The following is a 26,859-nucleotide window of genomic DNA, read 5'->3' as shown; positions in this document are numbered from 1 at the left end:
AGGAGAGGGTCACAGGCGGATCAGCGGTAGGTCGCCGGGAATCTGGGGAGCCGGACGCCGGGCGGCGTCGGCACAGCAGCAGTCGTCGATCGCCAGCTCGCCTTCAGCACCTTCCAGGCGTGCGATGCGGCGCGCGGTGGCCGCGCCCAGCGAGGACAGGGTCGACAGACTGGCGGCCAGCGTGCGTCCGTCGTCGGCGGCATGCAGGCGCAGCGCGCACAGGCGCCAGCGCTGGCCGCCAAGATGGCCGGCCAGGCGCCGCCACAGGCGTTCGCCAACGCTCGCCTCGCTGTCGTGTTCCGGTCCCGGCGGCAGCGCCGCGACCAGACGGTCCCAGGCCAGGAAATCGCTGTCGGGCAGCAGGTACAGGCGCCACACGCAGCGGCCACGGCCATCAAGGAAGCACAAACTTTCGCGCAGGCCCTCGCTGTCCACGCCCTGGCAGGCGTGTACGCGTACGGCCTGGCGCCAGCCGCCCAGCTCGTTGCCGTCGGCGTGGTACAGGCACAACACGGTGCCGAGCGTGGCCAGCTGTGCCGGGGTCGGCCAGGCCGCGCTGTTCGGCGCGGCGATGGAGTCATTCCTGCGTGCGGACAGTGCTCGGCTCATGAGGTCACCAGGAAACGGCAAGGCTGGCGGAGAAGGTGCGGCCCGGGCTGCTGAAACGATCGCTCAGTGCGCGATCGGTGATCAGGCTCGGGGTGATCGACGACCATTCGATGTAGCGCTTGTCGGCCAGGTTGAACACGCCGACATTGAAGGTGGCACCCGGCGCGAAGTTCCAGTGCGCCATCAGGTCCAGCACGCCGTAGCCGGCCGGCTGGTAGACGAACGGCGCCGGTGCGTTCGGATTGGTCTGCGCCGCAGGCGGCGGCAGGCGCTTCTTGCGCTGCACGAAGGTACCGGCCAGTTCGACGCCCCAGGTATCGGTGTCGTACATCAGGCCCAGCGTGCCACGCAGCGGATCGACCGAGGCCAGCGGTTCGTCATCGGTCCGGTTGTCACCACGCGACCATGCCAACGCACTGCGCAGCGCCCAGCCCTTCAGTGCCGGGCTCAGTTCGCCGAATTCGATGCCGGCCTTCATTTCCGCGCCATAGATGCGCGCGTCGGCGATGTTCTGCGACTGGAACACGGTCAAACCCTGTGCGTTGCGACCGGTATCGACGTTGGACTGGATGAAATCCTTGTAGTCGTTGTAGTAGCCGCTGACGCTGACGTACGCCGCCGGCGCGATGAAGCGCAGGCCCAGTTCGTAGCCGTCGCTGGTTTCCGGCTTCAGATCCGGGTTGGCGATGGCGGTATAGCGGAAGGCGACGTTGGTCAGGCCGATGTTGACGTCGTTGTACGGCGGCGAACGGAAGCCACGCGCATAACCGGCGAACAGCGACCATTCGTCGGTGAAGCGCCAGACCATGCCCAGCTTCGGCGACACGCTGGTCTTCTTCAGCTGCGCCACGGCCGTGGTCGGGTTGTCTTCGGCGAAGATGCTGTCCACTTCCGGCTTCAGCTCGTAGCGGTCCACGCGCACGCCCGGCACCAGCGACAGCCGGCCATCGGCAAAGCGCATCTCATCCTGTGCATACAGGCCCAGCTCGGTGGTCTTGCTGATCGGGAAGTCACGCACCGGGAAGGTGTCCGGCAGCACCGTGTTGCTGACCACGCCAGCCTTGCTGACCTGATAGCCGTCGCGCTTCTGGCGGATCTCGGTACGGGTGCCTTCGAAACCATAGGTCAGTGCGTGCTCGACGCTGCCGGTGGTGAACGCCTTGTTGAACTGCGCCTGCAGGCCATAGGCATGCTGGTCGAAGGAGAACACGCGGTGGCGGCGGGTGCCGTCGGTGCGGGTCTCGTCGGTCTGCTGCCGGGTTTCGCTGTTCTGCGCGTACACCTGCCAATGCAGGCTGTCGGCGAACGGCTGGTCCAGCGCATCCATCTCGTGGGCGAAGGACACGCGGTTGCGCTTCTGGGTGTCGTGGGACTTCATGCCAGTGGCCGCAGCCATCGCGCCGGGGCGCGGTGCAACGCTGGCAATCGCCGACAACACATTGGTATCGGTGGTGTCTTCGTTGCCTTCCACGGTCAGGCGGAAGCGCTGGTCTTCGCTGGGTGCATAGACCAGTTTGCTGAGCAGGCTGCGGCCGTCGCGATCCTGCGGATTGGACGCGGTGCGGGTGTCGTTGTCGCTGCGCACCGTGCCCTTGTTGTCCGTTTCCTGGCCCTGGTGGTGGTTGACGTTGACCAGGCCGCTCCAGTGGTCGCCACCAAAGGCGGCCGTGGCACCGCCGAGCAGGCCCTTCCACTCGCCGTCGTAGCCGAACTTCAGGCCGAAGTAGCTGTTCTTGCCGTCCTTGAGGTAGTCGGCCGGGTCCTTGGTCACGAACGCGACCACGCCACCGAGTGCATCGGAGCCGTACAGCGAGCTGGCCGGGCCACGCACGATCTCGACGCGCTTGAGCGTATCGAGGTCGGTGAAGTTGCGGTTGGAACTGGCGAACGAACCGATGTCGAACCGGGTCGGCATGACGATGCCGTCGGTCTGGATGCGCACGCGGTTGCCGTCCAGGCCACGGATGCGGAAACCATCCAGGCCGAAGCGGGTCGCGCTGCGGGTGACCGACAGGCCCGGCTCGTAGCGCACCAGATCCTTGATGTCCTGCACCAGGTGCCGGTCCATCTGCTCACGGTCGATGACATCCACCGTGGCCGCCACGTCGCTCACCGCCCGCTCGGTGCGGGTGGCGGTGACCTGCACCCGATCGAATTCGCGCGCATCGGGGGCAGCAGTGGCAGCAGCGTGGGCGGACAGCGGCAGCGCCATCCAGACAGCAAGGCAAAGGGCGGTATGGCGGGTCATCGGGTTCGTTCGGTCAGGCAGGGGAACCCCCGGTTACCGGCACACCCGGAAGGTGCACGCGGTAGACCGAGGGGGAGAGAGCGGGAGCGGACGGGTCGCCCACCCTGTCGGCGCTGCCGGCAGGAGGGAGGGAGGCGGGCGACCAGACCGCGATTACTTGGTCAGGATCAGCTTGTCGTTGCTGGTGTGCCGCAGGCGATAGAAGCGGTCGCCGTGCTGGATCAGGATTTCACGACGGCCCTTGAGCAGGGCTTCGCTGTCGATGACCTCTTCCGGCGGAACGACGCGGACCGGTCGATCGCGGAGGGTCAGCGTTTCGGGGCGCAGCAGTACAGGTTGAGCATTCATGAGCATCTGGACTCGTGCGAGGGACGAGTTAAATGATAATGATTCTCAGTTGACAATCAACAACCATTCTCAATTTCATTGATGGGATTAATGATCGAATTCCGTAATTCGATAGATCGCATCAATTAAATGGCGACGCAGGTGTGTAGAGTCGACTGTTGGTCGACTGCTGTTGCTCGAAGCAGTCGGTTATTCGAAGCAGTCGACTAACAGGCGACTCTACCGTTCCCGTTCCCGTTCCCGTTCCCGTTCCCGTTCCCGTTCCAGTTCCCGTTCCCGTTCCCGTTCCAGTTCCAGTTCCAGTTCCAGTTCCCGTCCTGTTCCCTCGGCCGAACCGGCCCGACCGAGGCCCCCGAGGCCCGGCCAGCCCCGGGGTTCAGGCGAAGACGGCTTCGACCTGCGCCCAGCCGGCCGCGTCGACCTGCTCCAGCACGTCCAGTGCCTGCAGGTTCTGCAGCAGCTGGCTGACCCGGCTGGCGCCGAGGATCACGCTGGAAACGTTCGGGTTGCGCAGGCACCAGGCGATGGCCAGCGTGGCCGGGGCGTGGCCCAGCGCGCGTGCCACCTCGCTGAAGCGCCGCACCTGGCCCAGGCGGGCCCCGGCGTCGGCCCCCAGCACCAGGTCCTGCAACCACTCCATGCCTTCCCGCCCCAGCCGTGCATCGGCCGGAATGCCCTGGTCGTACTTGCCGGTGAGCAGGCCCGACGCCAGCGGCGAGAAGATGGTGGTACCCAGGCCGGCACCGGCATACAGCGGCGCGTACTCGACCTCGACCCGCTCGCGGTGCAGCAGGTTGTACTGCGGCTGCTCCATCGACGGGCCCTGCAGGTTGCGCGCCTCGGCGATGTCCAGCGCCTGCTGGATCTGCACCGCCGACCACTCCGAGGTGCCCCAGTAGAGGATCTTGCCCTGCCGCACCAGGGTGTCCATCGCATGCACGGTCTCGGCGATCGGCGCGTCCGGATCCGGGCGGTGGCAGTAGTAAAGGTCCAGGTAGTCCACCCGCAGGCGCTTGAGTGCAGCGTGGCAGGCGTCGGTCACGTGCTTGCGCGACAGCCCGCGCTGGGTCGGCCGCGGGTCCTTGGCGCTGCCGAAAAACACCTTGCTGGACACGCAGAAACCGTCGCGCGGCAGGCGCAGGTCGGCGATCACGTCACCCATGACCTGTTCGGCACGGCCGTTGGCATAGCCCTCGGCGTTGTCGAAGAAGTTGACACCATGATCCCAGGCGGCGGCCACCAGGTTGCGCGCCTCATCACGCGGGATCTGGTCACCGAAGGTCACCCAGGCGCCGAAGGAAAGGGCGGAAATCGGCAGGCCGGTGGAGCCCAGGCGACGGTATTGCATGCGAATCTCCTGCTGCGGGCCCGCATCCGGGCCGGGATCGACCCCCATTCTACCTGCCGCCGCCAGCCGCAAGCCCTTGCCGTTGCTGGCCTGATCGGTACCGTTGGCCGCGCGCACGCTGCTTTTTCTTGCCCCGGCCCCTGCCCTGCACTAGGCTTCCCGTTTTTCGCGACGCCCCAGGGGAGTCACTCACATGGTCGAAGGTTTGGGCAGGATCGGCTTCGGCCTGTTCGGGTTGGCGGTGCTGATCGGCATCACCTGGTTGTTTTCCAATAACAAGCGCGCGGTTGACTGGAAGCTGGTTGCCACCGGTATCACCCTGCAGATCGCCTTCGCGGCGCTGGTGATCCTGGTGCCGGGCGGGCGCGACGTGTTCGACGCGCTGGGCCACGGCTTCGTCAAGGTGCTGAGCTTCGTCAACGAGGGTTCCGGTTTCATCTTCGGCTCGTTGATGGACACCAAGAATTACGGCTTCATCTTCGCCTTCCAGGTGCTGCCGACCATCATCTTCTTCTCGGCGCTGATGGGGGTGATGTACCACCTGAACATCATGCAGGCGATCGTGCGCGTGATGGCGTGGGCGATCACCAAGGTCATGCGTGTGTCCGGTGCGGAAACCACCAGCGTCTGCGCCAGCGTCTTCATCGGCCAGACCGAGGCGCCCCTGACCGTGCGCCCGTACATCGCCAGGATGACCCAGTCCGAGCTGCTGACCATGATGATCGGCGGCATGGCACACATCGCCGGCGGCGTGCTGGCGGCCTACGTGGGCATGCTTGGCGGCGGCGACCCAGCGCAGCAGGCCTTCTACGCCAAGCATCTGCTGGCGGCCAGCATCATGGCCGCGCCGGCCACCTTGGTCGTGGCCAAGCTGCTGATCCCGGAAACCGGCACCCCGCTCACCCGCGGCACGGTGAAGATGGAAGTCGAAAAGACCTCCAGCAACATCATCGACGCGGCTGCGGCCGGCGCCGGCGACGGCCTGAAGCTGGCGCTGAACATCGGCGCGATGCTGCTGGCCTTCATCGCCCTGATCGCGCTGCTGAACGCCCCGCTGACCTGGATCGGTGAAGTGACCGGCCTGGCTGCGCAGATCGGCAAGCCGACCAACCTGTCGACCATCTTCGGCTACCTGCTGGCCCCGATCGCCTGGGTGATCGGTACGCCGTGGGCCGATGCCACCACCGTCGGTTCGCTGATCGGCCAGAAGGTCGTGATCAACGAGTTCGTGGCCTACACCGAGCTGTCGCAGATCGTGAACGGCCAGGTGGCTGGCGTCAGCCTGTCCAGCGAAGGTCGCCTGATCGCGACCTACGCGCTGTGCGGCTTCGCCAACTTCAGCTCGATCGCGATCCAGATCGGCGGCATCGGTGGCCTGGCCCCGGAACGTCGCCACGACCTGGCCAAGTTCGGCCTGCGCGCGGTGCTGGGCGGTACCATTGCCACCTTCATGACGGCGACCATCGCCGGCGTGCTGACGCACTTCAGTTGAACCCTTGGTTGAGAAAAGATTCCCTATGAGCAGCAGTGTCGTTGTCGTCGGTTCCTTCAATGTCGATCACGTGTGGCGGTGCGAGTCGCTGCCGGCACCTGGCGCGACCATTGCCGGCCGCTACAGCACCGGCCCCGGTGGCAAGGGCTTCAACCAGGCCGTGGCGGCCTGCCGCGCCGGTGCCGAGACGCACTTCGTGTGCGCGCTGGGCGACGACGCCGGTGGCGCCACCGCGCGCGAACTGGCGGCGCAGGATGGTTTCGGCCTCATCGCCGAAGCCAGCAGCGAACCGACCGGCACCGCCGGCATCTACGTCGATGCCCGTGGCCGCAACACCATCGTGATCGGCCCGGGTGCCAACGCTGCGCTGAGCACCGACTTCCTGCAACAGCAGCAGGCCCTGCTGACCGGCGCCAGGGTGGTGCTGGTGCAGCTGGAATCGCCGGTGCAGACCATCGAAGCGGCACTGGCCACGGCCCGCGAGGCCGGCGTCACCACCGTGCTCAACACCGCACCGGCCGATGCCCCCTCGACCATCGGCCTGCTCAAGCTGGCCGATGTGATCACCCCGAACGAAACCGAGTTCGCTGCCCTGCTCGGCCGCCATGTCGGTGAGCGCGTGGATGCCAACGACGTCGCCGCGCTGGATGGAGCCAGCCTGCACGCGCTGTGCCGCAAGCTGGTCGGCAACGGCACCGTGGTGGTCACCCTGGGCTCGGTGGGCGTGTTCGTGTCGCATGCCGACGAGAACCTGCGCGGCGATACCCAGCCGTACTACCGCGTGGGTGCCGAACAGGTGCAGGCGATCGACACCACCGGTGCCGGTGACGCCTTCAACGGTGCGCTGGCCGCGTCGCTGGCGCAGGTGGCCGACGCCCCGTTCGCCCGCCACGTGCGCTTCGCCAACCAGTTCGCCGGTCGCTCGACCGAGAAGGAAGGCGCTGCAGCGGCGATGCCGCGCTTCACCCCGGCCGACGCCGAAGCAAAGTAGATCCACGCCATGCGTGGATGAAGAAGCCCGGGTGTGCAGACACCCGGGCTTTTCTGTTTGCCTTTCAATGAGGCAGATCCACGCCATGCGTGGATGAACGGGACCGGGCAAGCCACCGCAGCAGCAGGCCCGCGACGATTGCCAGCAGCGCCACGGCAGCGGCCACCACGCCCAGCGAGGCAAGCCCGAAGCGTTCGATGGCGCCACCTCCCAGCAGCGCGCCCAGGCCGATGCCGGCGTTGGCCGCGGACACATTCAAGGTTCCCGCCAGCGCCTGCGCCTGCGGCGCCGCACGCATCACCCGCACCTGGCACAGCGGGAACAATGCGGTATGCGCCACACCCCACAGGGCCAGTGCGATCAGCACGAGCGTGCCGTGGCCGGCCAGCCCGACACTGGCCAGCATGCCCAGCGCCAGCACCGCGCAGAACACCAGGGTCGCGCCCAGCGGCGCACGATCGACCCAGCGCCCACCCAGTGCATTGCCGATCAACCCGACAGCTCCGAAGCCCATCAGCCACCAGCCCACCTGTGCCGCCGGTACCTGCATCAGCCGCTCCAGCACATCGGCCAGGTAGGTATAGGCAGCAAACATCGCGGTAAACACCAGCACCGACAGCAGCACATCGCCCAGCAACTGCGGCTGGCGCAGTACTCGTGCCTGTTCGCCCAGCGCGCGCCGCGGTCCGGCCACGGTGTCCGGCATCCACAACGCCAGCGCGCTGGCCATCAACAGCGACAGGGCCGCCAACAGCCAGAAGCTGCCGCGCCAATCGAGGGCGTCGGCAGCCAACGTACCCAGCGGGATACCGAACAGCATTGCGGCGGTGATACCCAGGTAGACCCGCGCGACCGCACGACCTCCCTGCCCTGCAGGGGCCAGCTGCGCAGCAGTCTCACTGGCGGTGCCCCAGAACACCGGCAGGGCCAGTGCCGGCAGCACCCGCGCCAGCGCCAGCAGCCACGGCTGCGTGGCCATCGCGGCCAGCGCGTTGGAACCCGCGAACAACAGCAGGATGGCCACGAACAGGCGGCGCCGGCCGACGTGTGACAGCAGCGCGGTCAACGGTGGCCCGGCCAGCATCACGGTGAACGCGAACAAGGTAACCAGTTGCCCGGCGCGGGCGATGCCCAGGCCAAGGTCGCGCGCCAGCGCCGGCAACAGGCCGACGATCAGGAACTCGGTGGTGACGATGACGAAGGCGGACACCGCCAGCAGGACAACCGAAAGGCGTGCGCGGCCGTTTGCGTGGACAACGGCCGCGGCGGAATCGAGGGAGGACATGGGCGGGCATCAGAACAGGGGCCGCCAGCCTATTTCCTCCCCGGATTCCGATTACTGCTATGTTTTCCATCGATTCCGGACAGAAATTCCCCATGCTTCCCACCGAGCGCCTGCGCGGCATCGAGGCCTTCGTCGCCACCGCCGATGCCGGCAGCTTCACTGCCGCCGCTGAACGCCTGCACCTGACCAGTTCGGCGGTGGGCAAGACCATCGCACGGCTGGAGGCACGCCTGGGCGCGCGGTTGTTCGAACGCAGCACGCGCCGCCTTCGCCTGACCGAGGCTGGTGAGGGCTTCTATCGCACCTGCGTGCGGGTGCTGGGCGAGCTGGCCGATGCCGAGTCGGTGCTGGTCTCGCACGCAGACGCGCCCGTGGGCCGCCTGCGGGTGGATGCGCCGGCCACCTTCGGGCGCCTCAAAGTCTGGCCGTTGCTGCTGCAGCTGGCCGCCGAGTTTCCACAGTTGCATCCGCAGGTGACCTTCAGCGACCGCTTCAGCGACCTCGCCGAGGACGGCGTCGACCTCGCCGTGCGCATCGGCGGTCCCGAGCCGCTGCCCGCCACGCTGGGCAGCCGCCTGCTCGGTTACGAATGCCTGCGCTTCTGCGCCTCCCCGGCCTACCTGCTTCGGCATGGCCAGCCCCGCTCGGCCGCCGAGCTGGCCGGGCATGACGGTGTGCTGTTCGGACGCGCGGACGGCAGCATCGGGCCGTGGCAGGTGGCCGATGGCAGGCAGCGCAGTACACCGCTGCAGGCCCGCGCGCGCCTGGTGGTTGGCAGCGCCGAGGCCCAGGTGGCGGCGGTCGAGGCCGGCTTCGGCATCGCGCAGCTGGCCACCTGGCTGGTCGATGACGCGCTGGCGCGCGGCAGCCTGGTCTCGATCCTGCCGTCGCTGGACTGCCGCGGCCTGCCGCTGCGCCTGCTGTGGCCGCAGGGCCGGCAACGGCTGCCACGCGTGGACGTGGCCCTGGACCGTCTCGGCGCCGGGTTGCCGATCGATCCGCCGCGCTGAGCGAAGCGCCATCGGCGGCGGTCGCATCGAACAGCTGCGACTGCCGGTCGCATTGCCCGCATCCCGCCCCTCACCCACCATCCGCGCAGCGTTTCAGCGTGGGCAGGACATGGACGGATTCCCCTGGTTGCTGGTTGCCGCCGCCGGTAGTGCCATCGCAGCCTTGCTGCATATCGGCTGCATTGCCTTCGGCGCCGCGTGGTACAGGTACTTTGGTGCTGGCCAGCGCATGGTCCGGCTGGCACAGGCCGGGCATTGGTGGCCGCCGCTGATGACCGCCGGCATCACTGCCGTGCTGGTGGCCTGGGCGCTGTACGCACTGGCCGCCGCGGGCTGGCATTCGCCGCTGCCGGCCAGTCGTCTGGTCCTGACGGGCATCGCCCTGCTGTTGCTGCTGCGCGCGGCGATGGGCTTCGGCCTGGCGCTGCTCCGGCCCGGCTACAACGGCCGGCGCTTCTGGGTAGCCAGTTCACTGGTCTGCCTCTGCCTGGGGCTGGCCTTCGCGCTGGGGACCCGGCAGGCCTGGCAGAGCCTGGGGTAGCCACCTACCATCGCCCGCCCTTGGGGGCGGCGGAAGCAACCGTCAAGCATCTGCTGATGCCGGTACGGCATGAGGTCGGTGCCGATGGGCCTGAACCGGGGCGGGGCTGACACGGCCGTACCGCCGCCCGCGCCCTACAATGGGCGCATGCAGATCGGCCCCTACACCATTGCCCCCAACGTCGTGCTGGCGCCCATGGCCGGCGTCACCGACAAGCCCTTCCGCCTGCTGTGCAAACGGCTGGGCGCGGGTCTGGCCGCCTCGGAAATGACCATCAGTGATCCGCGCTTCTGGAACACGCGCAAGTCGATCCACCGCATGGACCATGACGGCGAACCGGCCCCGATCAGCGTGCAGATCGCCGGCACCGAGCCGCAGCAGCTGGCCGAGGCCGCGCGCTACAACGTCGACCACGGCGCGCAGATCATCGACATCAACATGGGGTGCCCGGCCAAGAAGGTGTGCAACGCCTGGGCCGGTTCGGCGCTGATGCGCGACGAGCAACTGGTGGCGCGCATCCTCGAGGCCGTGGTCAACGCGGTGGACGTGCCGGTCACGCTGAAGATCCGCACCGGTTGGGACTGCGACCATCGCAATGGCCCGCTGATCGCACGCATCGCCGAGGACAGCGGTATCGCGGCACTGGCGGTGCACGGCCGTACCCGCGACCAGCACTACACCGGCCAGGCGGAGTACGCCACGATCGGCGAGATCAAGGCCGCGCTGCGCATTCCGGTGATCGCCAACGGCGATATCGATTCGCCGCAGAAGGCCGCCTACGTCCTGAAGGAAACCGGCGTGGATGCGGTGATGATCGGTCGCTCGGCGCAGGGCCGGCCGTGGATCTTCCGCGAAGTGGCGCACTACCTGGCCACCGGCGAGGAACTGCCACCGCCATCACTGGCGGAAGTGCGCGACATCCTGCTTGGCCACCTGCACGCGCTGCATGCGTTCTATGGCGAGCCGCAGGGCGTGCGCATCGCGCGCAAGCACCTGGGCTGGTATGCCAAGGACCGGCCGGAGAATGCCGCTTTCCGCGCGGTGGTCAACCGTGCCGAGGATCCGGCCAGCCAGATCGCATTGACCACCGAATACTTCGACCGCCTGATCGCCGGGGAACCGGCGCTGCCTTCGGCGGCCTGAGCCACCAGCCCCGCGTCTGCGAACAGTCGAGCCAGCTCGACGCTACAAGAGCCCACCATGACCCCGCCGATTTCCTCCCCGACCTATCTGCACGGGTTTTCCGGCACCGAGCAGCAGCGCCTGATGACCCAGGCCCGGCTGCTGGAATCGAGCATCTTCGGCCAGATCGACTACAGCGGCGCGCGGCGCCTGCTGGAAGTCGGCAGCGGCGTGGGCGCACAGACCGAGATCCTGCTGCGCCGCTTCCCCGAGCTGCACGTGACCGGCGTGGACCTGAGCGAAACGCAGCTGGCCACCGCGCGCGAGAACCTGGCGCGCACGCCGTGGTGCAGCGACCGCTATACCCTGCAGCAGGCCGATGCCGGCGAGCTGCCGTTCGAGGCACGCAGCTTCGACGCGGCGTTCCTGTGCTGGGTGCTGGAGCACGTGCCGTCACCCGCACGTGTGCTGAGCGAAGTGCGCCGGGTGCTGGCACCGGGTTCGCCGGTGTACATCACCGAAGTGATGAATGCTTCGTTCCTGCTCGATCCGTATTCGCCGCACATCTGGCGCTACTGGATGGCCTTCAACGATTTCCAGTACGACCACGGGGGCGACCCGTTCGTCGGCGCCAAGCTGGGCAACCTGCTGCTGGCCGGCGGCTTCCGCGACGTGCACACCGAGATCAAGACCATCCACCTGGACAACCGCGAGCCGGCGCGTCGCAAGACGATGATCGCGTTCTGGGAACAGCTGCTGCTGTCGGCCGCCGACCAGCTGCTGCAGGCCGGCTCGGTGGACGAGGAAACCGTGGAAGGCATGCGCCGCGAGTTCCGCCTGGTGCAGAACGACCCGAACGCGGTGTTCTTCTACTCGTTCGTGCAGGGCCGCGCGACGGTGTATTGAGCCAACGCAGCACTGCCGATGGTCCCGCCATCCACGCATGGCGTGGATCTACGGGTGCGCCGCACCAGTCCCTGAGGCTGCCGGCTCGTGCCAGATCCGCTGCCACATCGCCGCCAGCCGGCGCCCGGCATCCGCGCGCGCGGTCGGGCTGCTGTAATCCGTCCGCACCTGCTCCGGCGTGATCGGTCGCCACTGCCCGTCGACCTGCTCGGCCACGGCGAAGTTGAAGGTGTAGTCGGGCTCCAGCCCCATGCGCAGGTCGCTCAGCACCAGCCGCCCATCCACCACCTGTGCACGCATGAAGCCCCGGTTGAACCACGTCAGCTGCTGCACTGCAGGGATGCTCCCTGCTTCGCGCAACGCCTGCACATTGGACGCATGGCCTTCGAACTGCATCGGTCCATGGTCGGCCACCAGCGAGCGGTCGCCCACCACGTAGCCGTTCGGCGTCATCGCCACCACGCGCCACAGCAGGGTGTTGAACGGCATCGGCACCGAGAAGCGCGGTGCATCGCCCAGACCCATCGCCGCCAGGCTCTGCTGGGCAGCACGGTCGACCTGGGCCTTTGCGATCAGGCCCCAGCCCAGGTAGGCGCTGCTGAGCAGCAACGCCACGCCCAGCACCTTGCCAGCCCAGGGGCGGGCGCGGCCAAACCAGGCCAGCACGCAACCCAGCAGCAGCCACACCGTGTAGCCAAGATCGATGATGAAGACACTGGAACCCATGGTCGGGTGTGGGCGCAGCGGCCACCACAACTGGGTGCCGTAGACGGTGAACGCATCCAGCACGGGATGGGTGACCAGCGCCAGCTGGATTGCCCAGAACCAGCGCACCGGTGACTGCGCGACGCGGCCGTTGCCGAAGCGCTTGAACAACCACCAGATCAGTGCCGCCACCCAGGGCAGCACCAGCAGCGAATGGCTGAAGCTGCGGTGCTCGATCATGTTCGCCACCGGGTCGGCGGCGGTGAAGCCCAACCACAGGGCATCGAGGTCCGGCAGGGTGCCGAGCGCGGCACCGGCCAGCAGGGCCGCGCGGCGATGGCCGGGCGGAGCGATGGCAGCAGCGACGGCGCCGCCGAGCACGATCTGGGTCAGGGAATCCATGGGCCGATGCTAGCGGCTTGCGGGCGCGCCGTCTCACTCCCGGACACCGCGTCTGTAGAGTCGACTGCTGGTCGACTGCTGGTCGACTGCTCTCCCATCAGGCTGCGGAAACCACGCGCTACGCGCGACAGTTGACGAACAGTCGACTTTACGGAAACGGGTTACGCCGCCTGCGACAAGCGCGCGCCCGGCAGTTCCACCAGAGTCTGGCCATTGTGGTCCAGCAGGCGCAGCGCGCCATCATGGTCTTCGGCCAGTGCGGTCAGGCTCTCCACCCAGTCGCCGTCGTTGGCATAGACCAGGCCATCGCGTTCGATCAACGCAGCGCGATGGATGTGACCACAGACGATGCCATCCAGTCCGCGCCGGCGCACGTCATCCAGCCCGGCCTGCACGAAACGCTCGATGTAGCGTTCGGCGGCACCACTGCGCTTCTTCAGGAATTCCGACAGCGACCAGTAGCGCATGCCCAGCCGGCGCCGCACCGCGTTCAGCGCCTGGTTGCCGGTCAGGATGCGGTAGTACAGCCAGTCGCCGAACTTTTCCTGCAGGCCGCCGAAGTGGGTCACGCCGTCGTACTCGTCCCCGTGCGCGACAAGCAGGCGACGGCCATCGGCGGTCACATGGATGGCGCGGCGGCGCACCTGCATCGCTGGCAGCATCAGCCCGCACACCTGGCGCAGCGAGGCATCGTGGTTGCCGGGGATGTAGACGATCTCGGTGCCGGCACGGCGCAGCGCGTGCAGGGCCTGGATGACCTCGCTGTGCGACTGCCGCCAGTTGGCACGGCGATGGGCCATCCACCACAGGTCGATGATGTCACCGACCAGGTACAGACGCTCACAGCGCAGCTGCGAGAGAAAACGTGCCAGTTCGGTGGCATGGCAATGACGTGAACCCAGGTGCACGTCGGAGACGAACACTGCGCGCCGGTGCGGCGACAGGTTCGCCAGCACGCTCATGCCGGCATCCCCGCATCGCGCAGGTAGCGTTTGCGCTTGTTCGGCCGGATCGCGCACAGGTCCACTTCGATCAGGCCGTCGATCGAATCGCTGAAGTCCGGGTCGACACCGAAGGCGAGGAAGCGCGCGCCACCGGGTTCGCACAGATCGGTGTACTGGCGATACAGCGTCGGCACGCCGGTGCCGAGTGCGGCCAGGTTGGCCTTGAGCACGTCGAACGCGGCGCCTGCATCCAGCTCGCCAAAACTCGGCGGCGCGGCGAAGTACTGGAACGGGCGGTTCGATTCGGCCAGGCCGGCGGTACCGCCGTAATAGCGCTGGTAGTACGCCACCAGCTGCTCGCGCGCATCGCGTGGCAGCGCCGCGCTGATCGACACGGCGCCGAACAGGTAGCGGATACCCGGCCGGCACTGCAGGTAGGCACCGATGCCCTGCCACAGGTAGTCCAGGCTGCGGCTGCCCCAGTAGTCGGGCACCACGAAGCTGCGGCCCAGTTCCAGGCCTTCGGCGATGTGGGTGATGGCATCGTCGGAATAGCGGAACAGCGACGCGCTGTAGAGCCCGGACAGTCCGTGCCGGGCCAGCGCATGGGCGCCGCGCATGATCCGGTACGCGCCGGCGATGCGCTGCGCGGCCGCGTCCCAGATCACGATGTGCTCGTACTGCGGGTCGTAATCGTCCAGGTCCCGGCTGCGCCCGGTGCCCTCGCCCACCTGGCGGAAGGTCAGTTCGCGCAGGCGGCCCAGCTCCAGCAGTAGCGGCGAATCGGCAGTACAAGTGGCCAGCAGAATCTGCTTGCCGTCGGCGGTCTGGCCCAGCTGGGTGGCTGCGGCAATCCCAGCGGCGACCTGCGAGGGTGGCACCGGGGCCGCCAGCGGCTCGGGGCCTGCGAAGGCAGCGGCATTGCCGGCCGCGCCATTGCGGCCCAGCGCATACAGCGCGCGGCGTACCGACAGCAGCTGCGCGCCCGGGTCACCGCCCTTGCCCAGCTGCATCGGCTCACCGATGCTCAGGCGCAGCGGGCGGCCGCGGCGGGTGAACATCTCGCGCGCCAGCAGCGCGGTGCCGGCCGGCTTGAACAGGGTCGAGGCGCCGTAGAACAGCGCCGAGTTGCGCGCTTCCACCCGTACCGGCAGCACCGGCGCGCCGGCGGCACGGGCAAAGCGGACGAAACCGCGCTGCCAGCGACCATCGCGGATGCCTCGCAGCGAGAGGCGCGAGACCTCGCCGGCCGGGAACACGATCACGCACTGCTCGGCGGCCAACGCCTCCTCCACGGCGTGCAGGCTGCCACGCTGGGCCTTGCCACCGAGGATGCGCACCGGCAACAGCAGGTCCTGCAGTGGCGCAATCGCCCCCAGCAGGTCGTTGGCCACGATCCGCACATCGCGGCGGATGCGGCCGACCGCGTCCAGCAGGGCCAGCGCGTCCAGTGCGCCGGACGGGTGGTTGGCGACGATCAGCAAGCGACCGGTGGCCGGGATCTTCGCCAACGCGGCCGGATCCACCTGGTACTGGCCATCGATGAACTCCAGCCCGGCGGCGACGAAGCCGAATCCGCGCAATCCTGCACTGCGCTGCAGGAATGCTTCGATCTGGTCCAACCGCGACCAACGCCCGACGCTGCGCAGCAATGGCCGCGCCAGTTGGCCACGACGGCCATGGAACCAATCGGGAAAGCGTTGCTGGAGACGCTGTTCAAGTTCCTGCATGGCGGATCCACTCATGCCCGGCGGCCGTATTGGCCGACAGCCTGCGCCCGGCAGGCGGCAGCCAGATGGCGGTTTCGGGGCAGAACGATGACGGTCGTCCCCGGCCGGAGGGGGCCGCAACCGCCCCCCCTCGGCACCCGGCCCGCTGTCACGCTGGTGGAACACTGGGCCTCGAGGCCGGGGCCCAATCCCGTCAGGACGGCCCTTGCCGGGCCTACGCGGGCTTAACCACCGGCAACCGGTACAGGTTCACAATGCACAGGCGGCGCACCCCGTGTATCATGCGCGCCCATCTTTCCATCCGAATCAAGGGATATTACGCCTGATGTCCAGCTATCTCTTCACCTCCGAGTCGGTCTCCGAAGGCCATCCGGACAAGGTTGCCGACCAGATCTCCGATGCGGTGCTGGACGCGATCCTGACCCAGGACCAGCGCGCCCGCGTGGCCTGCGAGACCATGGTCAAGACCGGCGTTGCCATCGTGGCCGGTGAAATCACCACCAGCGCCTGGATCGACCTGGAAGCCCTGACCCGCAAGGTCATCACGGACATCGGCTATGACAGCTCCGACGTCGGCTTCGACGGCGCCACCTGCGGCGTGCTGAACCTGATCGGCAAGCAGTCGCCGCACATTGCCCAGGGCGTGGACCGCAAGAAGCCGGAAGAAATGGGCGCGGGCGACCAGGGCCTGATGTTCGGCTATGCCACCAACGAGACCGACAGCTACATGCCGGCCGCGATCCACCTGTCGCACCGCCTGGTCGAGCAGCAGGCCAAGATCCGCAAGAAGAAGAACTCGCCGCTGTCGTGGCTGCGTCCGGACGCCAAGAGCCAGGTCACCCTGCGCTATGAAAACGGCGTGGTCTCGGCCATCGACGCCGTGGTGCTGTCGACCCAGCATGCCCCGGGCATCAAGCAGAAGGACCTCATCGAGGCCGTCCGCGAAGAGATCATCAAGCCGGTGCTGCCGGCCAAGTGGCTGCACAAGGGCACCAAGTTCCACATCAACCCGACCGGCAAGTTCGAGATCGGCGGCCCGGTGGGCGACTGCGGCCTGACCGGCCGCAAGATCATCGTCGACACCTACGGCGGCTGGGCCCGTCACGGTGGTGGCGCCTTCTCCGGCAAGGACCCGTCCAAGGTCGATCGTTCGGCGGCCTACGCGGCCCGCTACGTCGCCAAGAACGTGGTTGCCGCCGGCCTGGCCGACCGTTGCGAAGTGCAGGTCTCCTACGCCATCGGCGTGGCTGAGCCGACCTCGATCTCGGTCACCACCTTCGGCACCGGCAAGATCAGCGACGACAAGATCGAGAAGCTGATCCGCAAGCACTTCGACCTGCGACCGTACGGCATCATCAAGATGCTGGACCTGATCCACCCGATGTACCAGCAGACCGCGGCCTACGGCCACTTCGGCCGCAAGCCGAAGGAGTTCAGCTACCTCAACGGCGAAGGCGAGACCGTCAACGCCACCGCCTTCTCCTGGGAGAAGACCGACCGCGCCGCCGCCCTGCGCGCCGATGCGAAGCTGAAGTAAAGCCGGCGGGTAGAGCCGACCGGTAGAGCCGACTGTTAGTCGGCTGACCTTGAAGAAGGGCCGCGCAAGCGGCCCTTCTGCTTTCTGGTAGAGCCGGCCGCTGGCCGGCTTTTTCATGGCCTCCGGAAACAATCGCGCGGTTGCCGATACAATCCGCCGCATGTCGACCGAACTGAAAACCCACCAGCTGTCCATGACCGTGCTGATGTCGCCGGAAATGGCCAATTTCTCCGGCAAGGTCCACGGTGGTGCGATCCTGCGCCTGCTCGACCAGGTCGCCTACGCCTGCGCCAGCCGTTACGCCGGCAGCTACGTAGTCACCCTGTCGGTGGACCAGGTGATGTTCCGCCAGCCCATCGCGGTGGGCGAGCTGGTCACCTTCCTGGCATCGGTGAACTACACGGGCACCTCGTCGATGGAGATCGGCATCAAGGTGGTGGCCGAGGACATCCTCAAGCGCAGCGTGCGCCACGCCAACAGCTGCTTCTTCACCATGGTGGCGGTGGATGAGGAAGGCCGGCCGACGCCGGTGCCACCCTTGCAGCCGGTCACCTCGGACGAAAAGCGCCGCCAGGCGGCTGCGCTGATCCGCCGCCAGCTGCGCCAGGAAATGGAGCAGCGCCATCTGGAACTGCTGGCGTCGAACCCGCCGTCGCCGGAGGAATGAGGTAGTGCCGGCCGCTGGCCGGCAACCTCGTGCGTGCCGCCAGACATCATGAGGTTGCCGGCCAGCGGCCGGCACTACCGCGACACCTCACCCGGTGTTCTGCACACCCTGCGAAACACCGTTCACGCAGGCCACCAGCGCGCGCAGCAGATCGTCATCCTCGCGTCCGCTGGCCCGCCAGCGCTGCAGCAGGTCCACCTGCAGCACGCTGATCGGATCGACATAGGGATTGCGCAGGCGGATCGACAGCGCCAGTCGCGCATCGTGGTCCAGCAGCGTCTGCTGGTCCATCAATGCCAGCAGCCAGTGCCGGGTGAGTTCCAGTTCGCGCTGCACCTGCGGGAAGAAGCGGTCGTGCAGGCCGCCCGACAACAGCGAGAACTGCTCGGCGATGGTGATATCGCCCTTGGACAGCACCATCGCGATGTCATCCAGGAAGGTGCGGAAGAACGGCCAGTCACGCGCCATTTCGCGCAGCGTCTCTTCATGGCCAGCATCCACCGCCGCCTGCAGGCCGCTGCCTACGCCGTACCAGCCGGGAATGACGGCACGCGCCTGGCTCCAGGCGAACACCCAGGGAATCGCACGCAGGTTGCCCAGTGCTGCGTCCTGGCCGAGCCGGCGCGACGGACGCGAGCCCAGCGTCATCCGTTCGATCACATCGATCGGCGTGGCGGTACGGAAGTAATCCATGAAGCCGGCCTGGCCAACGAACGCGCGATACACCTCGCTGCTGGCCGATGACACTGCATCCATCACCGGTCGCCACTCATCCTCGCGCGGCTCGGCGGCACGCGGGCGCAGGCTGGCGCGCAGCACCGCGCCGGTGGCCTGTTCCAGCGAGCGCAGGGCCAGCGCGCGGATGCCGTATTTGCGATGAATCACCTCGCCCTGCTCGGTCACCCGCAGGCGGCCATCAATGCTGCCGCGCGGTGAAGCATCCACCGCGTGCGTGGTCTTCCCACCGCCACGGCTGATGGAGCCGCCACGGCCATGGAAGAAGGTCAGCCGGATGCCGGCCTCGGCCGCCACCTCCAGTAGTTCCACCTGCGCGCGCTGCAGGCCCCAGCGCGAGGCGGCGATGCCACCGTCCTTGCTGCTGTCCGAATAGCCCAGCATCACCATCTGCACGTCGTCGCGTGCCTGCAGATGCGCGCGATAGATCGGGTCGGCCAGCAGGTCACGCAGGGTCGCGGTGCCGCACTTGAGATCATCCACCGTCTCGAACAGCGGTGCGATATCCAGCGGTACTGATCCGTTCTCTTCCACCAGGCCGCCACGGCGTGCCAGCGCCAGCACCGCCAGCACGTCGCTGCGGTCGTGCGCCATCGAGATGATGTAGCTGCCCAGCGCATCGCAGCCATGCCGCGCACGCGCATCGGCCAGCGCAGCGAACACCGCATCCAGCCGCTGATTGCCCTCGTCATCGCCATTGGGCAGCGTGTCTTCCCCGCTGGCATGCGGGCCCAGCAGGCGCGCACGACCCAGCGCATCCAGCGCCTGCCAGCTTTCTTCGCCGCCCAGCACCGCAGCCAGTGCGCGCGCATGCACGCTCGATTCCTGGCGCACATCCAACCGCGCCAGATGGAAGCCGAAGGTCTTCACCCGCCACAGCAGGCGCTGCACGGCGAAGCCGCCTGCATGTTCGCCGCGATTGGCGCGCAGGCTGTCGAGGATCAGCTGCAGGTCGTCGATCAGTTCGGCGGGGCCGGCGTAGGCGCCCCTGCCATCATCCAGCGTCGCCTGCAGGCGTGCGCGCATGCGGTCATTGAGCAGGCGGTACGGCATGTCGGCATGACGCGGGCGCGACTGCACCTGCGGCAGCAGCTGCTGGTAGTGCGCCACGCGCGCCTGCAGCGCTTCGCTCACGCCCACCCGCTCGGTGGACTGGCTGAGCAGGCTGGCCAGCTGAAGCAGTTCCTTCTGGTAGCGCCCAAGCACCGCCTGCCGCTGCGCATCCAGCGTATTGCGGATGGTGTGGGCATCCACGTTCGGGTTGCCGTCCATGTCGCCGCCCACCCAGGTGCCAAAACGCAGCAGGCGCGGCAGCGGCAGTTCTTCGCCGTAGGTATCGCGCAGCGCCTGCTGCAGCGATTCGTACAGCACCGGGATCACCCGGTACAGCACCTGCACCAGATAGAAACCGACGTGCTCGCGTTCGTCATCCACGGTGGGCCGCACCGGCGAGGAGTCGGTGGTCTGCCACGAGGCCGTCAGCGCCATGCGGAAGCGCGCGGCGTCGGCCGCGGCCTCACCTGGCGTGCGCTGGCCGTCGAGGTTGTCGACCAGGCTGGCCACCATCAGCTGCTCTTTTTCCAGCAGCGCGCGGCGCACCGCCTCGGTAGGGTGCGCGGTGAACACCGGTTCGATGTCGATGCGCGGGAGCCACTGCGCGAGTTCGTCCAGGCCCACGCCCTGCGCCTTCAGGTGCTGCAGCGCGTCCTGCAGGCCATCAGGCTGTGCACCTGCGGTACCGGCGCGCTGATAGTCACGGCGACGGCGGATGCGATGCACGCGCTCGGCGATGTTGACCACCTGGAAGTAGGTGCTGAACGCCCGCACCATGGTCTCGGCCTGCTGCGGCGTGCGCCCGGCCAGGCCATCGGCCAGCTCCGACAGCGGCGCCTGGTTTTCGCGACGGGCGATGGCGCGGGTACGCACGTCCTCGACGTCATCAAGAAACGCGGCCGACACCTGTTCGACCAGCAGGTCGCCGACCAGTGCGCCAAGCCGGCGCACATCATCGCGAAGCGGAAGATCGGGAGAAGCAAACTCGATGCTGCTGCGGTACTCGTTCATCGGCGACGCACAGGCCTCGGTCAACGGATCCAGGCCCCAAGCCTATCCCAGATCGGGCGTCGTGCTGCGATGCAAAAATGGTTTCATCTGGTAGTGCCGGCCGCTGGCCGGCAACCTCAGGTTGCATGTCCATGAGGTTGCCGGCCAGCGGCCGGCACTACCAGGCCCGGTCAGCGCTTCTTCTTCGCCTTGCCCTGCTCGGCCGGGCCGATGGTCTGCTCCAGCCAGCGCTCGCTCTCGGCCAGCATGGTCATGATCGATTCGCGTGCGCGGTAGGCGTGCGATTCGTTCGGCAGCATCACCAGCCGCGCGGTACCACCCAGACCCTTCACCGCAGCAAACATGCGCTCGCTCTGCATCGGGAAGGTGCCGGAGTTGTTGTCGTCCACGCCGTGGATGAAGAGGATCGGGTCCTTGATCCTGTCGGCGTAGTTGAACGGCGCCATCTTCTGGTAGACCTCCTGTGCCTGCCAGTAGTTGCGTTCCTCGGCCTGGAAGCCGAACGGGGTGAGCGTGCGGTTGTAGGCGCCGCTGCGGGCGATGCCGGCCTTGAACAGGCGGGTGTGTGCCAGCAGGTTGGCGGTCATGAACGCACCGTAGGAATGGCCGCCGATGGCGATGTGATCGCGATCGGTCACGCCACGGCGCACCACCTCATCCACCGCTGCCTGCGCGTTGGCCACCAGCTGTTCGATGTAGGTGTCGTTCGGCTCCTTGTCGCCCTCACCGATGATCGGCATCGACGGGCTGGCCAGCACCACATAGCCCTTGGCCAGGAACGCCTGCGGGCCCCAGTAGCTGACCGCGTTGAAGCGGTACGGCGAATCGGTCACCTGGCTGGCCGCAGCCGCGCTCTTGAACTCACCCGGGTAGGCCCACATCAGCAGCGGCCGCGGGCCGTCCCGCTTGGGGTCGTAGCCCGGCGGCAGCAGCAGGGTCGCGGTCAGGTCGACCCCATCCTTGCGCTTGTAGCGGATCTGCTCCTTCTGCATGCCCTTCAACTGCGGCAGCGGGTGCGCGAAATGGGTCAGCGCGCGCGGTGCAGCACCGGCATCGGCCAGCGACTGCACGTAGAAGTTGGCCGGCTCATCCGGGCTCTCGCGGCTCAGCAGCAGCGAGCTGGCCTGGTCGTCCAGCAACGCCACCGGCAGCGAATAGCTCGGCGCCTGCGAGTGGAACAGGCGCGTTGCCTTGCCCGTGGCGATGTCGAAGCGGTCCACGAACGGACGGTCGCCTTCCGGCGAAGCACCGGCACCGGCCAGGTACAGGCTGCTGCCATCGGGGCTGGTCTGCAGCAGCGAACGGCCCCGCTCGTCACTGGCCAGCAGCGGCCGGCCCGGATCGGCATAGCGGTCCTGCGCGTCACGATCCCACAGCAGGCGCGGCTCGGCACCGGCGTTGTCCGGGGCGATCAGCCAGGTCTTGGTCCTGCGGGTCTTCCACCACGATTCGGTCAGCAGGGCCAGGTCACCGCGGCCCCAGCTGATGCCGGCCAGACGGCTGCCAAGCTGGGCCAGGGTGACTGGCGGTTTGTCGAACGGCGCGGCCTGCATCAGCACCGCATCGCGCACCTTGGCCTCCCTGCTCGGGTCGCCGCCGTCCTGCGCTTCGGCCCAGACCAGAGTGGCGTCGGCATCACCGCGCCAGCGGATGTCGCGCACGCCGGTCACTTCGGCATCGTTGCCGGTCGGCAGCCCTTCCACCAGCGAGCGAACGGCGACGGTGTGCACCAGCTTGCCGCTGGCACGGTCGATCACTTCGATGCGGCGCGGGAAACTGCTCACCGGCACCACGTAGGAGTACGGGCGCTGCACCGGCTGGCGCAGCACGAAGCGGCCATCCGGCGACACCGAGAAGCCCATGAAGATGCCGGCCGCGCCGATCGCGCGGGTGCTGCCATCCAGGCCGACTTCCATTGGCTGGGTAGTGGCGTAGTAGTCGAACTGGCGTGCGTCGGCCTCGTTCTTCAGCAGGTCCTGGTAGGTACGGATCGACACCACGCCGCCGCCCTGGCTGGTCTGCTGCACGGCCGGGCCGGTCGGAATGCCATCGGCGACCGGGGCCGCACCGAGGTTGGCCGGGCGCGTGAACACCACCAGGCCGCGGCTGTCCGGCAACCACTGGTAGCCGCTGCCGATCACCGTGTTCAGGCCGGCAACCAAGCGGCGGGCGCTGCCGCCGGCCACGTCCACCAGCCACAGTTCATTGGCGCCACTGGCAGCGTCGACCTGGTTGAAGGCAAGCCACTTCTGGTCCGGCGACCACATCACACTGGCGATCGACAGCTTGGCCGGCAGGCCGCTGATCTGCCGCTCCTTGCCGTCGGCCACGTTCATCAGCCACAGCTTCTCGCCGAAGCTGAAGCGGCTGTCGGAGAACGTGCGCGGGTTGATGCGCAGGCCAGCCAGCTTCAGTTCCGGCTGCGCCACCACCTGGATCGAAGGCAGCGACGGCATCTGCATCATCGCGGCCACGTCGCGGCGCGGCGACAGGAACAACGACGGCGCGCGCGGGGCGTCGACCACTGCCTGCAGTGCGGCCGATGGCAGTTCGTAGCCATTGACGCCCTGCGCCTGCGCCGGAGCTGGCTGCGAGGCGGCCGCCCAAGCCAGCGGGGCCACCGCCAGCAGCCCCATCGACAGGACCAGGCCGGTCCAGCGCCGTGTGCGGCGCGCGTGCATGCTCATCGTTCCACCTGTGTGATGCGTGAAAACACCGACCTTAACAGGCCGTGCACGCGGCCCCATCTGCCGATGGTTGGGTCATGCCGATGTCATGCCGGGGCCGCGATATAATGGGGGTTCTCCCCTGCCGAGGGGCGCTGCGACCGGATCCCACGAGGCCCGGCCAGGCTCGGTAAGGTGGCTTTGTAACAACGGCGCCCGGCTAGATGCGAGCACCCGCTCGTCCACAACCGGAGCACACGAATGAACGCTGTTGCCAAGACCTTCTCCACCGAAGGTGACTACAAGATCCGCGATATCACGCTGGCCGACTGGGGCCGCAAGGAACTGGACATCGCCGAGCACGAAATGCCGGGCCTGATGTCGATCCGCCGCAAGTACCAGGCCGAGCTGCCGCTGAAGGGCGTGCGCGTGACCGGCTCGCTGCACATGACCATCCAGACCGCGGTGCTGATCGAGACCCTGAAGGACATCGGCGCCGACGTGCGCTGGGCCTCGTGCAACATCTTCTCGACCCAGGACCACGCCGCTGCCGCCATTGCGGCCACCGGCACCCCGGTGTTTGCCTGGAAGGGCGAGACCCTGGAAGAGTACTGGGACTGCACCCTGGACGCGCTGACCTTCACCCTGGCCGATGGCACCCTGACCGGCCCGGAGCTGGTGGTGGACGACGGCGGTGACGTGACCCTGCTGATCCACAAGGGCTACGAGCTGGAAAACGGCAGCGACTGGGTCAACACCGCCTCCTCCTCGCACGAAGAACAGGTCATCAAGAACCTGCTCAAGCGCGTCGCCAAGGAACGCCCGGGTTACTGGGGCCGCGTGGTCAAGGACTGGAAGGGCGTCTCCGAAGAGACCACCACCGGCGTGCACCGCCTGTACCAGCTGGCCCAGGCCGGCACCCTGCTGATCCCGGCGATCAACGTCAACGACTCGGTCACCAAGAGCAAGTTCGACAACCTGTACGGCTGCCGCGAGTCGCTGGCCGACGGCCTGAAGCGCGCGATGGACGTGATGCTGGCCGGCAAGGTGGCCGTGGTCTGCGGTTACGGCGACGTCGGCAAGGGCTGCGCGGCCTCGCTGCGTGCCTACGGCGCGCGCGTGATCGTCACCGAGATCGACCCGATCTGCGCCCTGCAGGCGGCGATGGAAGGCTATGAAGTCAACACCATCGAATCGACCCTGGGCCGTGCCGACCTGTACGTCACCACCACCGGCAACAAGGACATCATCCGCATCGAGCACCTGAGCGCGATGAAGGACCAGGCCATCGTCTGCAACATCGGCCACTTCGACAACGAGATCCAGGTCGATGCGCTGGTGTCGTTCGCCGGCATCAAGCACGTCAACATCAAGCCGCAGGTGGACAAGTACATCTTCCCGAACGGCAACGCGATCTTCCTGCTGGCCGAAGGCCGCCTGGTGAACCTGGGCTGCGCCACCGGCCACCCGAGCTTCGTGATGTCCAACAGCTTCGCCAACCAGACCCTGGCACAGATCGACCTGTGGGCGAACAAGGACAGCTACGAGAAGAAGGTCTACCTGCTGCCGAAGAAGCTGGACGAGGAAGTGGCCCGCCTGCACCTGGAAAAGATCGGCGTGAAGCTGACCACCCTGAGCCAGGAACAGGCCGACTACATCGGCGTGCCGGTGGAAGGCCCGTTCAAGCCGGACCACTACCGCTACTGATGCCTGCGGGGTGCCGGCAGCGGCCGGCACCACCGGTGCATGCAACACACGGAACGGGCGCCTTCGGGCGTCCGTTCTGCGTTTGCGCGTGGTCGTACACCCCGCATCCAGTCCCCACTGGTAGATCCACGCCATGCGTGGATGCTCCGGCAGTAGCTTCGGTCAAGGCAACGCGCCCAGCGCGCGCTACGATGCAGCCATGACCCCGGCCATCAACCTGCTCAAGCGCGAGAAGATCGCCCACACCGTGCGCAGCTACGTGCACGACGCCCACGCCGAATCCTATGGCGGCGAAGCCGTGGACAAGCTCGGCCTCGATCCGGCCCAGGTGTTCAAGACCCTGCTGGCCAGCACCGAGACACACGAACTGCTGGTGGCGATCGTGCCGGTGGCCGGCCAGCTGGACCTGAAGGCACTGGCCGAAGCCGCCGGCTGCAAGAAGTGCGAGATGGCTGCTGCTGACGCCGCGCAGCGCGCAACCGGTTACCTGGTGGGTGGCATCAGCCCGCTCGGGCAGAAGAAGCGCCTGCGCACCTTCCTGGACGCCAGTGCCGAAGCGCTGCCCGCGCTGCATGTCAGCGCCGGTCGCCGCGGTCTGGAAGTGGAACTGGCACCCACCGATCTGCTGCGCCTCACCGCCGGCCACTGCGCCGCCATCGGCAAGTCACGCTGATGCGCTGGCCGTGGTCTGCAGCGCCGATACCCCGGCTCGACGATGCACAGGCCGATGTGCTGCTGCAGGACCTGTTGTCGCGCGACGCAACGCGCATCACCGATGCCGCCCGCGTCGTCGCACGACTGTTCAGTGCCTCATCGTTGGACGCGTTGAGCGCACATGTGGATCTGATCGAACAACGCTGCCAGGGCATCGCGCTTGGCGGCATGCTGATCAGCAACCAGGCGTATCTGAAGGCCGCCCTGCGTCGGCTGCGTTACTGGCGTGCACGCGAGGGTTGCCTGTGCGCGCTCAACCCCGGCTACCCGTTCTTCGATCCCCGTCGCCTGATTGAACAAGGACAGATGCAGCTGCTCTCGGTGGAAGAGGCTGAGGGCTGCTGGGGCGACTGCCACACCGTTGCCTGCACGCAATGCGGCCAGCATTGGCAGGCCATCGACCGCGAGTACCATTACCCGTGGTGGGAATGGAAAGCTGCCTGAAGGCCAAGCGGCCACGCATGGCGTGGCTCTACTGCGGTCCGCACATTCACGCGATGCGTGGATGACAAATGTTGCTCACGGCCGCCAGTTCGCGTTGTTCTCCCAGAACTCGACGGAACGCCGGTAGGCTTCGCGGTCCAGCGGCACGCCGGATCCGCCCTCGTCCACGCCCAGCGCATTGCGCATCATCGTGATCGGTGCCATCGGTACCTCTTCCGGTTCGGCGGTGTAGATGCAGCCGACGATGCCCCAGTCGGCCTCGATCGGCGAGCCTTCCCTGGCCAGCTGCTCGGCGCTGTACAGGATCACCACCAGGTAGCTCGCACGCGGTGATTCCACGCCCTCGAACCAGCGCACCAGCACCGGTAGTTCCTCGCGGTTGCGCGCTTCGTAACCACTGCGCAGCAGGTGGCGGTTGGCCTCGGTGATCGGTACGGTCAGGCAGCGCGTGCTGGTCCAGTTCTCGTAGACGAACAGCTTGCAGAACGGCGCGTAGCCATCCAGCACCTTCAGCGGCGCATGCGCATTGAGGTGTGCCTCGAACTGCTCGGCAGTGCAGTCCTGGATGGTGTTGCCACGCGGCACGCGCGGGAACAGGCGGGGACGGGCGAAATCGGTGAGAACGATGGACATGGCGCGGGTGT

The 26,859-nt window shown here is 67.5% G+C and carries 22 protein-coding genes and 1 riboswitch; of the genes, 11 read left to right on the top strand and 11 right to left on the bottom strand.

All coding sequences use genetic code 11. The annotated features are described in order from the left end of the window. Positions 1-9: 9 nt before the first annotated feature. The 4 genes from AC5P99_RS13330 to AC5P99_RS13315 all read right to left on the bottom strand — a co-directional run bounded on the left by AC5P99_RS13330 (position 10) and on the right by AC5P99_RS13315 (position 4,553). Positions 10-609, bottom strand: coding sequence for a ChuX/HutX family heme-like substrate-binding protein (locus AC5P99_RS13330; protein ID WP_005408118.1), 600 nt, complete (start codon positions 607-609; stop codon positions 10-12). A 4-nt stretch (positions 610-613) separates the two neighbouring features. After that, positions 614-2,857 (bottom strand): TonB-dependent hemoglobin/transferrin/lactoferrin family receptor, encoded by a 2,244-nt coding sequence (locus AC5P99_RS13325; RefSeq protein ID WP_349675283.1) that lies wholly within the window; start codon positions 2,855-2,857, stop codon positions 614-616. Between the two features lie 153 nt (positions 2,858-3,010). Further along, positions 3,011-3,205 (bottom strand): hemin uptake protein HemP, encoded by a 195-nt coding sequence (gene hemP, locus AC5P99_RS13320; protein WP_005412278.1) that lies wholly within the window; start codon positions 3,203-3,205, stop codon positions 3,011-3,013. A 376-nt stretch (positions 3,206-3,581) separates the two neighbouring features. Next, on the bottom strand, positions 3,582-4,553 hold the full coding sequence (locus tag AC5P99_RS13315; protein ID WP_024957304.1) for an aldo/keto reductase: 972 nt from the start codon (positions 4,551-4,553) through the stop codon (positions 3,582-3,584). 193 nt (positions 4,554-4,746) lie between these two features. Here AC5P99_RS13315 and AC5P99_RS13310 point away from each other — a divergent pair, with 193 nt between their 5' ends. Further along, positions 4,747-6,045 (top strand): NupC/NupG family nucleoside CNT transporter, encoded by a 1,299-nt coding sequence (locus AC5P99_RS13310; protein ID WP_005408115.1) that lies wholly within the window; start codon positions 4,747-4,749, stop codon positions 6,043-6,045. 25 nt (positions 6,046-6,070) lie between these two features. Next, positions 6,071-7,036, top strand: a complete 966-nt coding sequence (locus AC5P99_RS13305; RefSeq protein ID WP_005408114.1) for a ribokinase — start codon at positions 6,071-6,073, stop codon at positions 7,034-7,036. Positions 7,037-7,100: 64 nt separating this feature from the next. Here AC5P99_RS13305 and AC5P99_RS13300 read toward each other — a convergent pair whose 3' ends face one another. Continuing rightward, positions 7,101-8,321 (bottom strand): MFS transporter, encoded by a 1,221-nt coding sequence (locus AC5P99_RS13300; RefSeq protein WP_164222618.1) that lies wholly within the window; start codon positions 8,319-8,321, stop codon positions 7,101-7,103. Between the two features lie 92 nt (positions 8,322-8,413). Here AC5P99_RS13300 and AC5P99_RS13295 point away from each other — a divergent pair, with 92 nt between their 5' ends. From AC5P99_RS13295 to AC5P99_RS13280, 4 genes are all read left to right on the top strand, one after another. Continuing rightward, the gene (locus tag AC5P99_RS13295) at positions 8,414-9,331 is read left to right on the top strand and encodes a LysR family transcriptional regulator (RefSeq protein ID WP_049451428.1); all 918 of its coding nucleotides are present in this window, start codon (positions 8,414-8,416) and stop codon (positions 9,329-9,331) included. 109 nt (positions 9,332-9,440) lie between these two features. Further along, positions 9,441-9,872 carry a hypothetical protein gene (locus AC5P99_RS13290; RefSeq protein ID WP_032966440.1) on the top strand — a complete coding sequence of 144 codons (432 nt, stop codon included), beginning with the start codon at positions 9,441-9,443 and terminating at the stop codon, positions 9,870-9,872. A 147-nt stretch (positions 9,873-10,019) separates the two neighbouring features. Beyond that, complete coding sequence (gene dusB / locus AC5P99_RS13285) at positions 10,020-11,015, top strand: tRNA dihydrouridine synthase DusB (protein WP_012479176.1); 996 nt, start codon at positions 10,020-10,022, stop codon at positions 11,013-11,015. 57 nt (positions 11,016-11,072) lie between these two features. Further along, on the top strand, positions 11,073-11,900 hold the full coding sequence (locus tag AC5P99_RS13280) for a class I SAM-dependent methyltransferase (RefSeq protein ID WP_005408109.1): 828 nt from the start codon (positions 11,073-11,075) through the stop codon (positions 11,898-11,900). 48 nt (positions 11,901-11,948) lie between these two features. On the opposite strand, the gene AC5P99_RS13275 is transcribed toward AC5P99_RS13280, so the two are convergent. The 3 genes from AC5P99_RS13275 to olsF form a co-directional block, all read right to left on the bottom strand. After that, positions 11,949-13,007, bottom strand: a complete 1,059-nt coding sequence (locus tag AC5P99_RS13275; protein WP_049451427.1) for a metal-dependent hydrolase — start codon at positions 13,005-13,007, stop codon at positions 11,949-11,951. A gap of 161 nt (positions 13,008-13,168) precedes the next feature. After that, entirely contained in the window at positions 13,169-13,969 is an 801-nt protein-coding gene (locus tag AC5P99_RS13270; RefSeq protein WP_043035375.1) for a UDP-2,3-diacylglucosamine diphosphatase, read from the bottom strand. Beyond that, positions 13,966-15,681 (bottom strand): bifunctional ornithine lipid synthase OlsF, encoded by a 1,716-nt coding sequence (gene olsF, locus AC5P99_RS13265; protein WP_049459460.1) that lies wholly within the window; start codon positions 15,679-15,681, stop codon positions 13,966-13,968. Before olsF ends, AC5P99_RS13270 begins: the two co-directional genes overlap by 4 nt. Positions 15,682-16,006: 325 nt before the next feature. Between olsF and metK the strand changes: the two genes are divergently transcribed. Both metK and AC5P99_RS13255 read left to right on the top strand, forming a co-directional pair. After that, positions 16,007-17,218 carry a methionine adenosyltransferase gene (metK, locus tag AC5P99_RS13260; RefSeq protein WP_005408103.1) on the top strand — a complete coding sequence of 404 codons (1,212 nt, stop codon included), beginning with the start codon at positions 16,007-16,009 and terminating at the stop codon, positions 17,216-17,218. Between the two features lie 160 nt (positions 17,219-17,378). Then, positions 17,379-17,885, top strand: a complete 507-nt coding sequence (locus AC5P99_RS13255; protein ID WP_005412266.1) for an acyl-CoA thioesterase — start codon at positions 17,379-17,381, stop codon at positions 17,883-17,885. A gap of 87 nt (positions 17,886-17,972) precedes the next feature. On the opposite strand, the gene ppc is transcribed toward AC5P99_RS13255, so the two are convergent. Next, the gene (gene ppc / locus AC5P99_RS13250; RefSeq protein WP_329753854.1) at positions 17,973-20,684 is read right to left on the bottom strand and encodes a phosphoenolpyruvate carboxylase; all 2,712 of its coding nucleotides are present in this window, start codon (positions 20,682-20,684) and stop codon (positions 17,973-17,975) included. 170 nt (positions 20,685-20,854) lie between these two features. Further along, on the bottom strand, positions 20,855-23,371 hold the full coding sequence (locus AC5P99_RS13245) for a S9 family peptidase (RefSeq protein WP_329753366.1): 2,517 nt from the start codon (positions 23,369-23,371) through the stop codon (positions 20,855-20,857). A gap of 120 nt (positions 23,372-23,491) precedes the next feature. Then, positions 23,492-23,575, top strand: a riboswitch (S-adenosyl-L-homocysteine riboswitch). A gap of 36 nt (positions 23,576-23,611) precedes the next feature. Between AC5P99_RS13245 and ahcY the strand changes: the two genes are divergently transcribed. From ahcY to AC5P99_RS13230, 3 genes are all read left to right on the top strand, one after another. Next, a complete protein-coding gene (gene ahcY, locus AC5P99_RS13240; RefSeq protein ID WP_004154241.1) occupies positions 23,612-25,057 on the top strand; it encodes an adenosylhomocysteinase in 1,446 nt (481 codons plus the stop codon). Between the two features lie 199 nt (positions 25,058-25,256). Next, a complete protein-coding gene (gene ybaK / locus AC5P99_RS13235; RefSeq protein WP_164221718.1) occupies positions 25,257-25,730 on the top strand; it encodes a Cys-tRNA(Pro) deacylase in 474 nt (157 codons plus the stop codon). Continuing rightward, positions 25,730-26,215: a hypothetical protein gene (locus AC5P99_RS13230; RefSeq protein ID WP_033834447.1), complete on the top strand. Its 486-nt coding sequence runs from the start codon at positions 25,730-25,732 to the stop codon at positions 26,213-26,215. Before ybaK ends, AC5P99_RS13230 begins: the two co-directional genes overlap by 1 nt. Before the next feature lie 75 nt (positions 26,216-26,290). Here the strand turns inward: AC5P99_RS13230 and AC5P99_RS13225 are convergent, their stop codons facing one another. Then, entirely contained in the window at positions 26,291-26,848 is a 558-nt protein-coding gene (locus AC5P99_RS13225; protein ID WP_107379122.1) for a DUF3228 family protein, read from the bottom strand. Between the last annotated feature and the right edge of the window lie 11 nt (positions 26,849-26,859).

The sequence above is a fragment of the Stenotrophomonas sp. YJH_SMC_80 genome (assembly GCF_059372495.1).
This window is presented reverse-complemented; position numbering and strand designations above follow the sequence as displayed.

What these genes read in the sequence shown, in the direction of transcription:
- ahcY (WP_004154241.1), top strand. Translation starts at nt 23,612, where the DNA reads ATGAACGCTGTTGCCAAGACCTTCTCCACCGAAGGTGACTACAAGATC.
- olsF (WP_049459460.1), bottom strand. Translation starts at nt 15,681, where the DNA reads ATGCAGGAACTTGAACAGCGTCTCCAGCAACGCTTTCCCGATTGGTTC.
- metK (WP_005408103.1), top strand. Translation starts at nt 16,007, where the DNA reads ATGTCCAGCTATCTCTTCACCTCCGAGTCGGTCTCCGAAGGCCATCCG.
- ybaK (WP_164221718.1), top strand. Translation starts at nt 25,257, where the DNA reads ATGACCCCGGCCATCAACCTGCTCAAGCGCGAGAAGATCGCCCACACC.
- AC5P99_RS13230 (WP_033834447.1), top strand. Translation starts at nt 25,730, where the DNA reads ATGCGCTGGCCGTGGTCTGCAGCGCCGATACCCCGGCTCGACGATGCA.
- AC5P99_RS13305 (WP_005408114.1), top strand. Translation starts at nt 6,071, where the DNA reads ATGAGCAGCAGTGTCGTTGTCGTCGGTTCCTTCAATGTCGATCACGTG.
- AC5P99_RS13255 (WP_005412266.1), top strand. Translation starts at nt 17,379, where the DNA reads ATGTCGACCGAACTGAAAACCCACCAGCTGTCCATGACCGTGCTGATG.
- AC5P99_RS13225 (WP_107379122.1), bottom strand. Translation starts at nt 26,848, where the DNA reads ATGTCCATCGTTCTCACCGATTTCGCCCGTCCCCGCCTGTTCCCGCGC.
- AC5P99_RS13300 (WP_164222618.1), bottom strand. Translation starts at nt 8,321, where the DNA reads ATGTCCTCCCTCGATTCCGCCGCGGCCGTTGTCCACGCAAACGGCCGC.
- AC5P99_RS13245 (WP_329753366.1), bottom strand. Translation starts at nt 23,371, where the DNA reads ATGAGCATGCACGCGCGCCGCACACGGCGCTGGACCGGCCTGGTCCTG.
- AC5P99_RS13275 (WP_049451427.1), bottom strand. Translation starts at nt 13,007, where the DNA reads ATGGATTCCCTGACCCAGATCGTGCTCGGCGGCGCCGTCGCTGCTGCC.
- AC5P99_RS13315 (WP_024957304.1), bottom strand. Translation starts at nt 4,553, where the DNA reads ATGCAATACCGTCGCCTGGGCTCCACCGGCCTGCCGATTTCCGCCCTT.
- dusB (WP_012479176.1), top strand. Translation starts at nt 10,020, where the DNA reads ATGCAGATCGGCCCCTACACCATTGCCCCCAACGTCGTGCTGGCGCCC.
- AC5P99_RS13290 (WP_032966440.1), top strand. Translation starts at nt 9,441, where the DNA reads ATGGACGGATTCCCCTGGTTGCTGGTTGCCGCCGCCGGTAGTGCCATC.
- hemP (WP_005412278.1), bottom strand. Translation starts at nt 3,205, where the DNA reads ATGAATGCTCAACCTGTACTGCTGCGCCCCGAAACGCTGACCCTCCGC.
- AC5P99_RS13310 (WP_005408115.1), top strand. Translation starts at nt 4,747, where the DNA reads ATGGTCGAAGGTTTGGGCAGGATCGGCTTCGGCCTGTTCGGGTTGGCG.
- AC5P99_RS13330 (WP_005408118.1), bottom strand. Translation starts at nt 609, where the DNA reads ATGAGCCGAGCACTGTCCGCACGCAGGAATGACTCCATCGCCGCGCCG.
- ppc (WP_329753854.1), bottom strand. Translation starts at nt 20,684, where the DNA reads ATGAACGAGTACCGCAGCAGCATCGAGTTTGCTTCTCCCGATCTTCCG.
- AC5P99_RS13280 (WP_005408109.1), top strand. Translation starts at nt 11,073, where the DNA reads ATGACCCCGCCGATTTCCTCCCCGACCTATCTGCACGGGTTTTCCGGC.
- AC5P99_RS13325 (WP_349675283.1), bottom strand. Translation starts at nt 2,857, where the DNA reads ATGACCCGCCATACCGCCCTTTGCCTTGCTGTCTGGATGGCGCTGCCG.
- AC5P99_RS13295 (WP_049451428.1), top strand. Translation starts at nt 8,414, where the DNA reads ATGCTTCCCACCGAGCGCCTGCGCGGCATCGAGGCCTTCGTCGCCACC.
- AC5P99_RS13270 (WP_043035375.1), bottom strand. Translation starts at nt 13,969, where the DNA reads ATGAGCGTGCTGGCGAACCTGTCGCCGCACCGGCGCGCAGTGTTCGTC.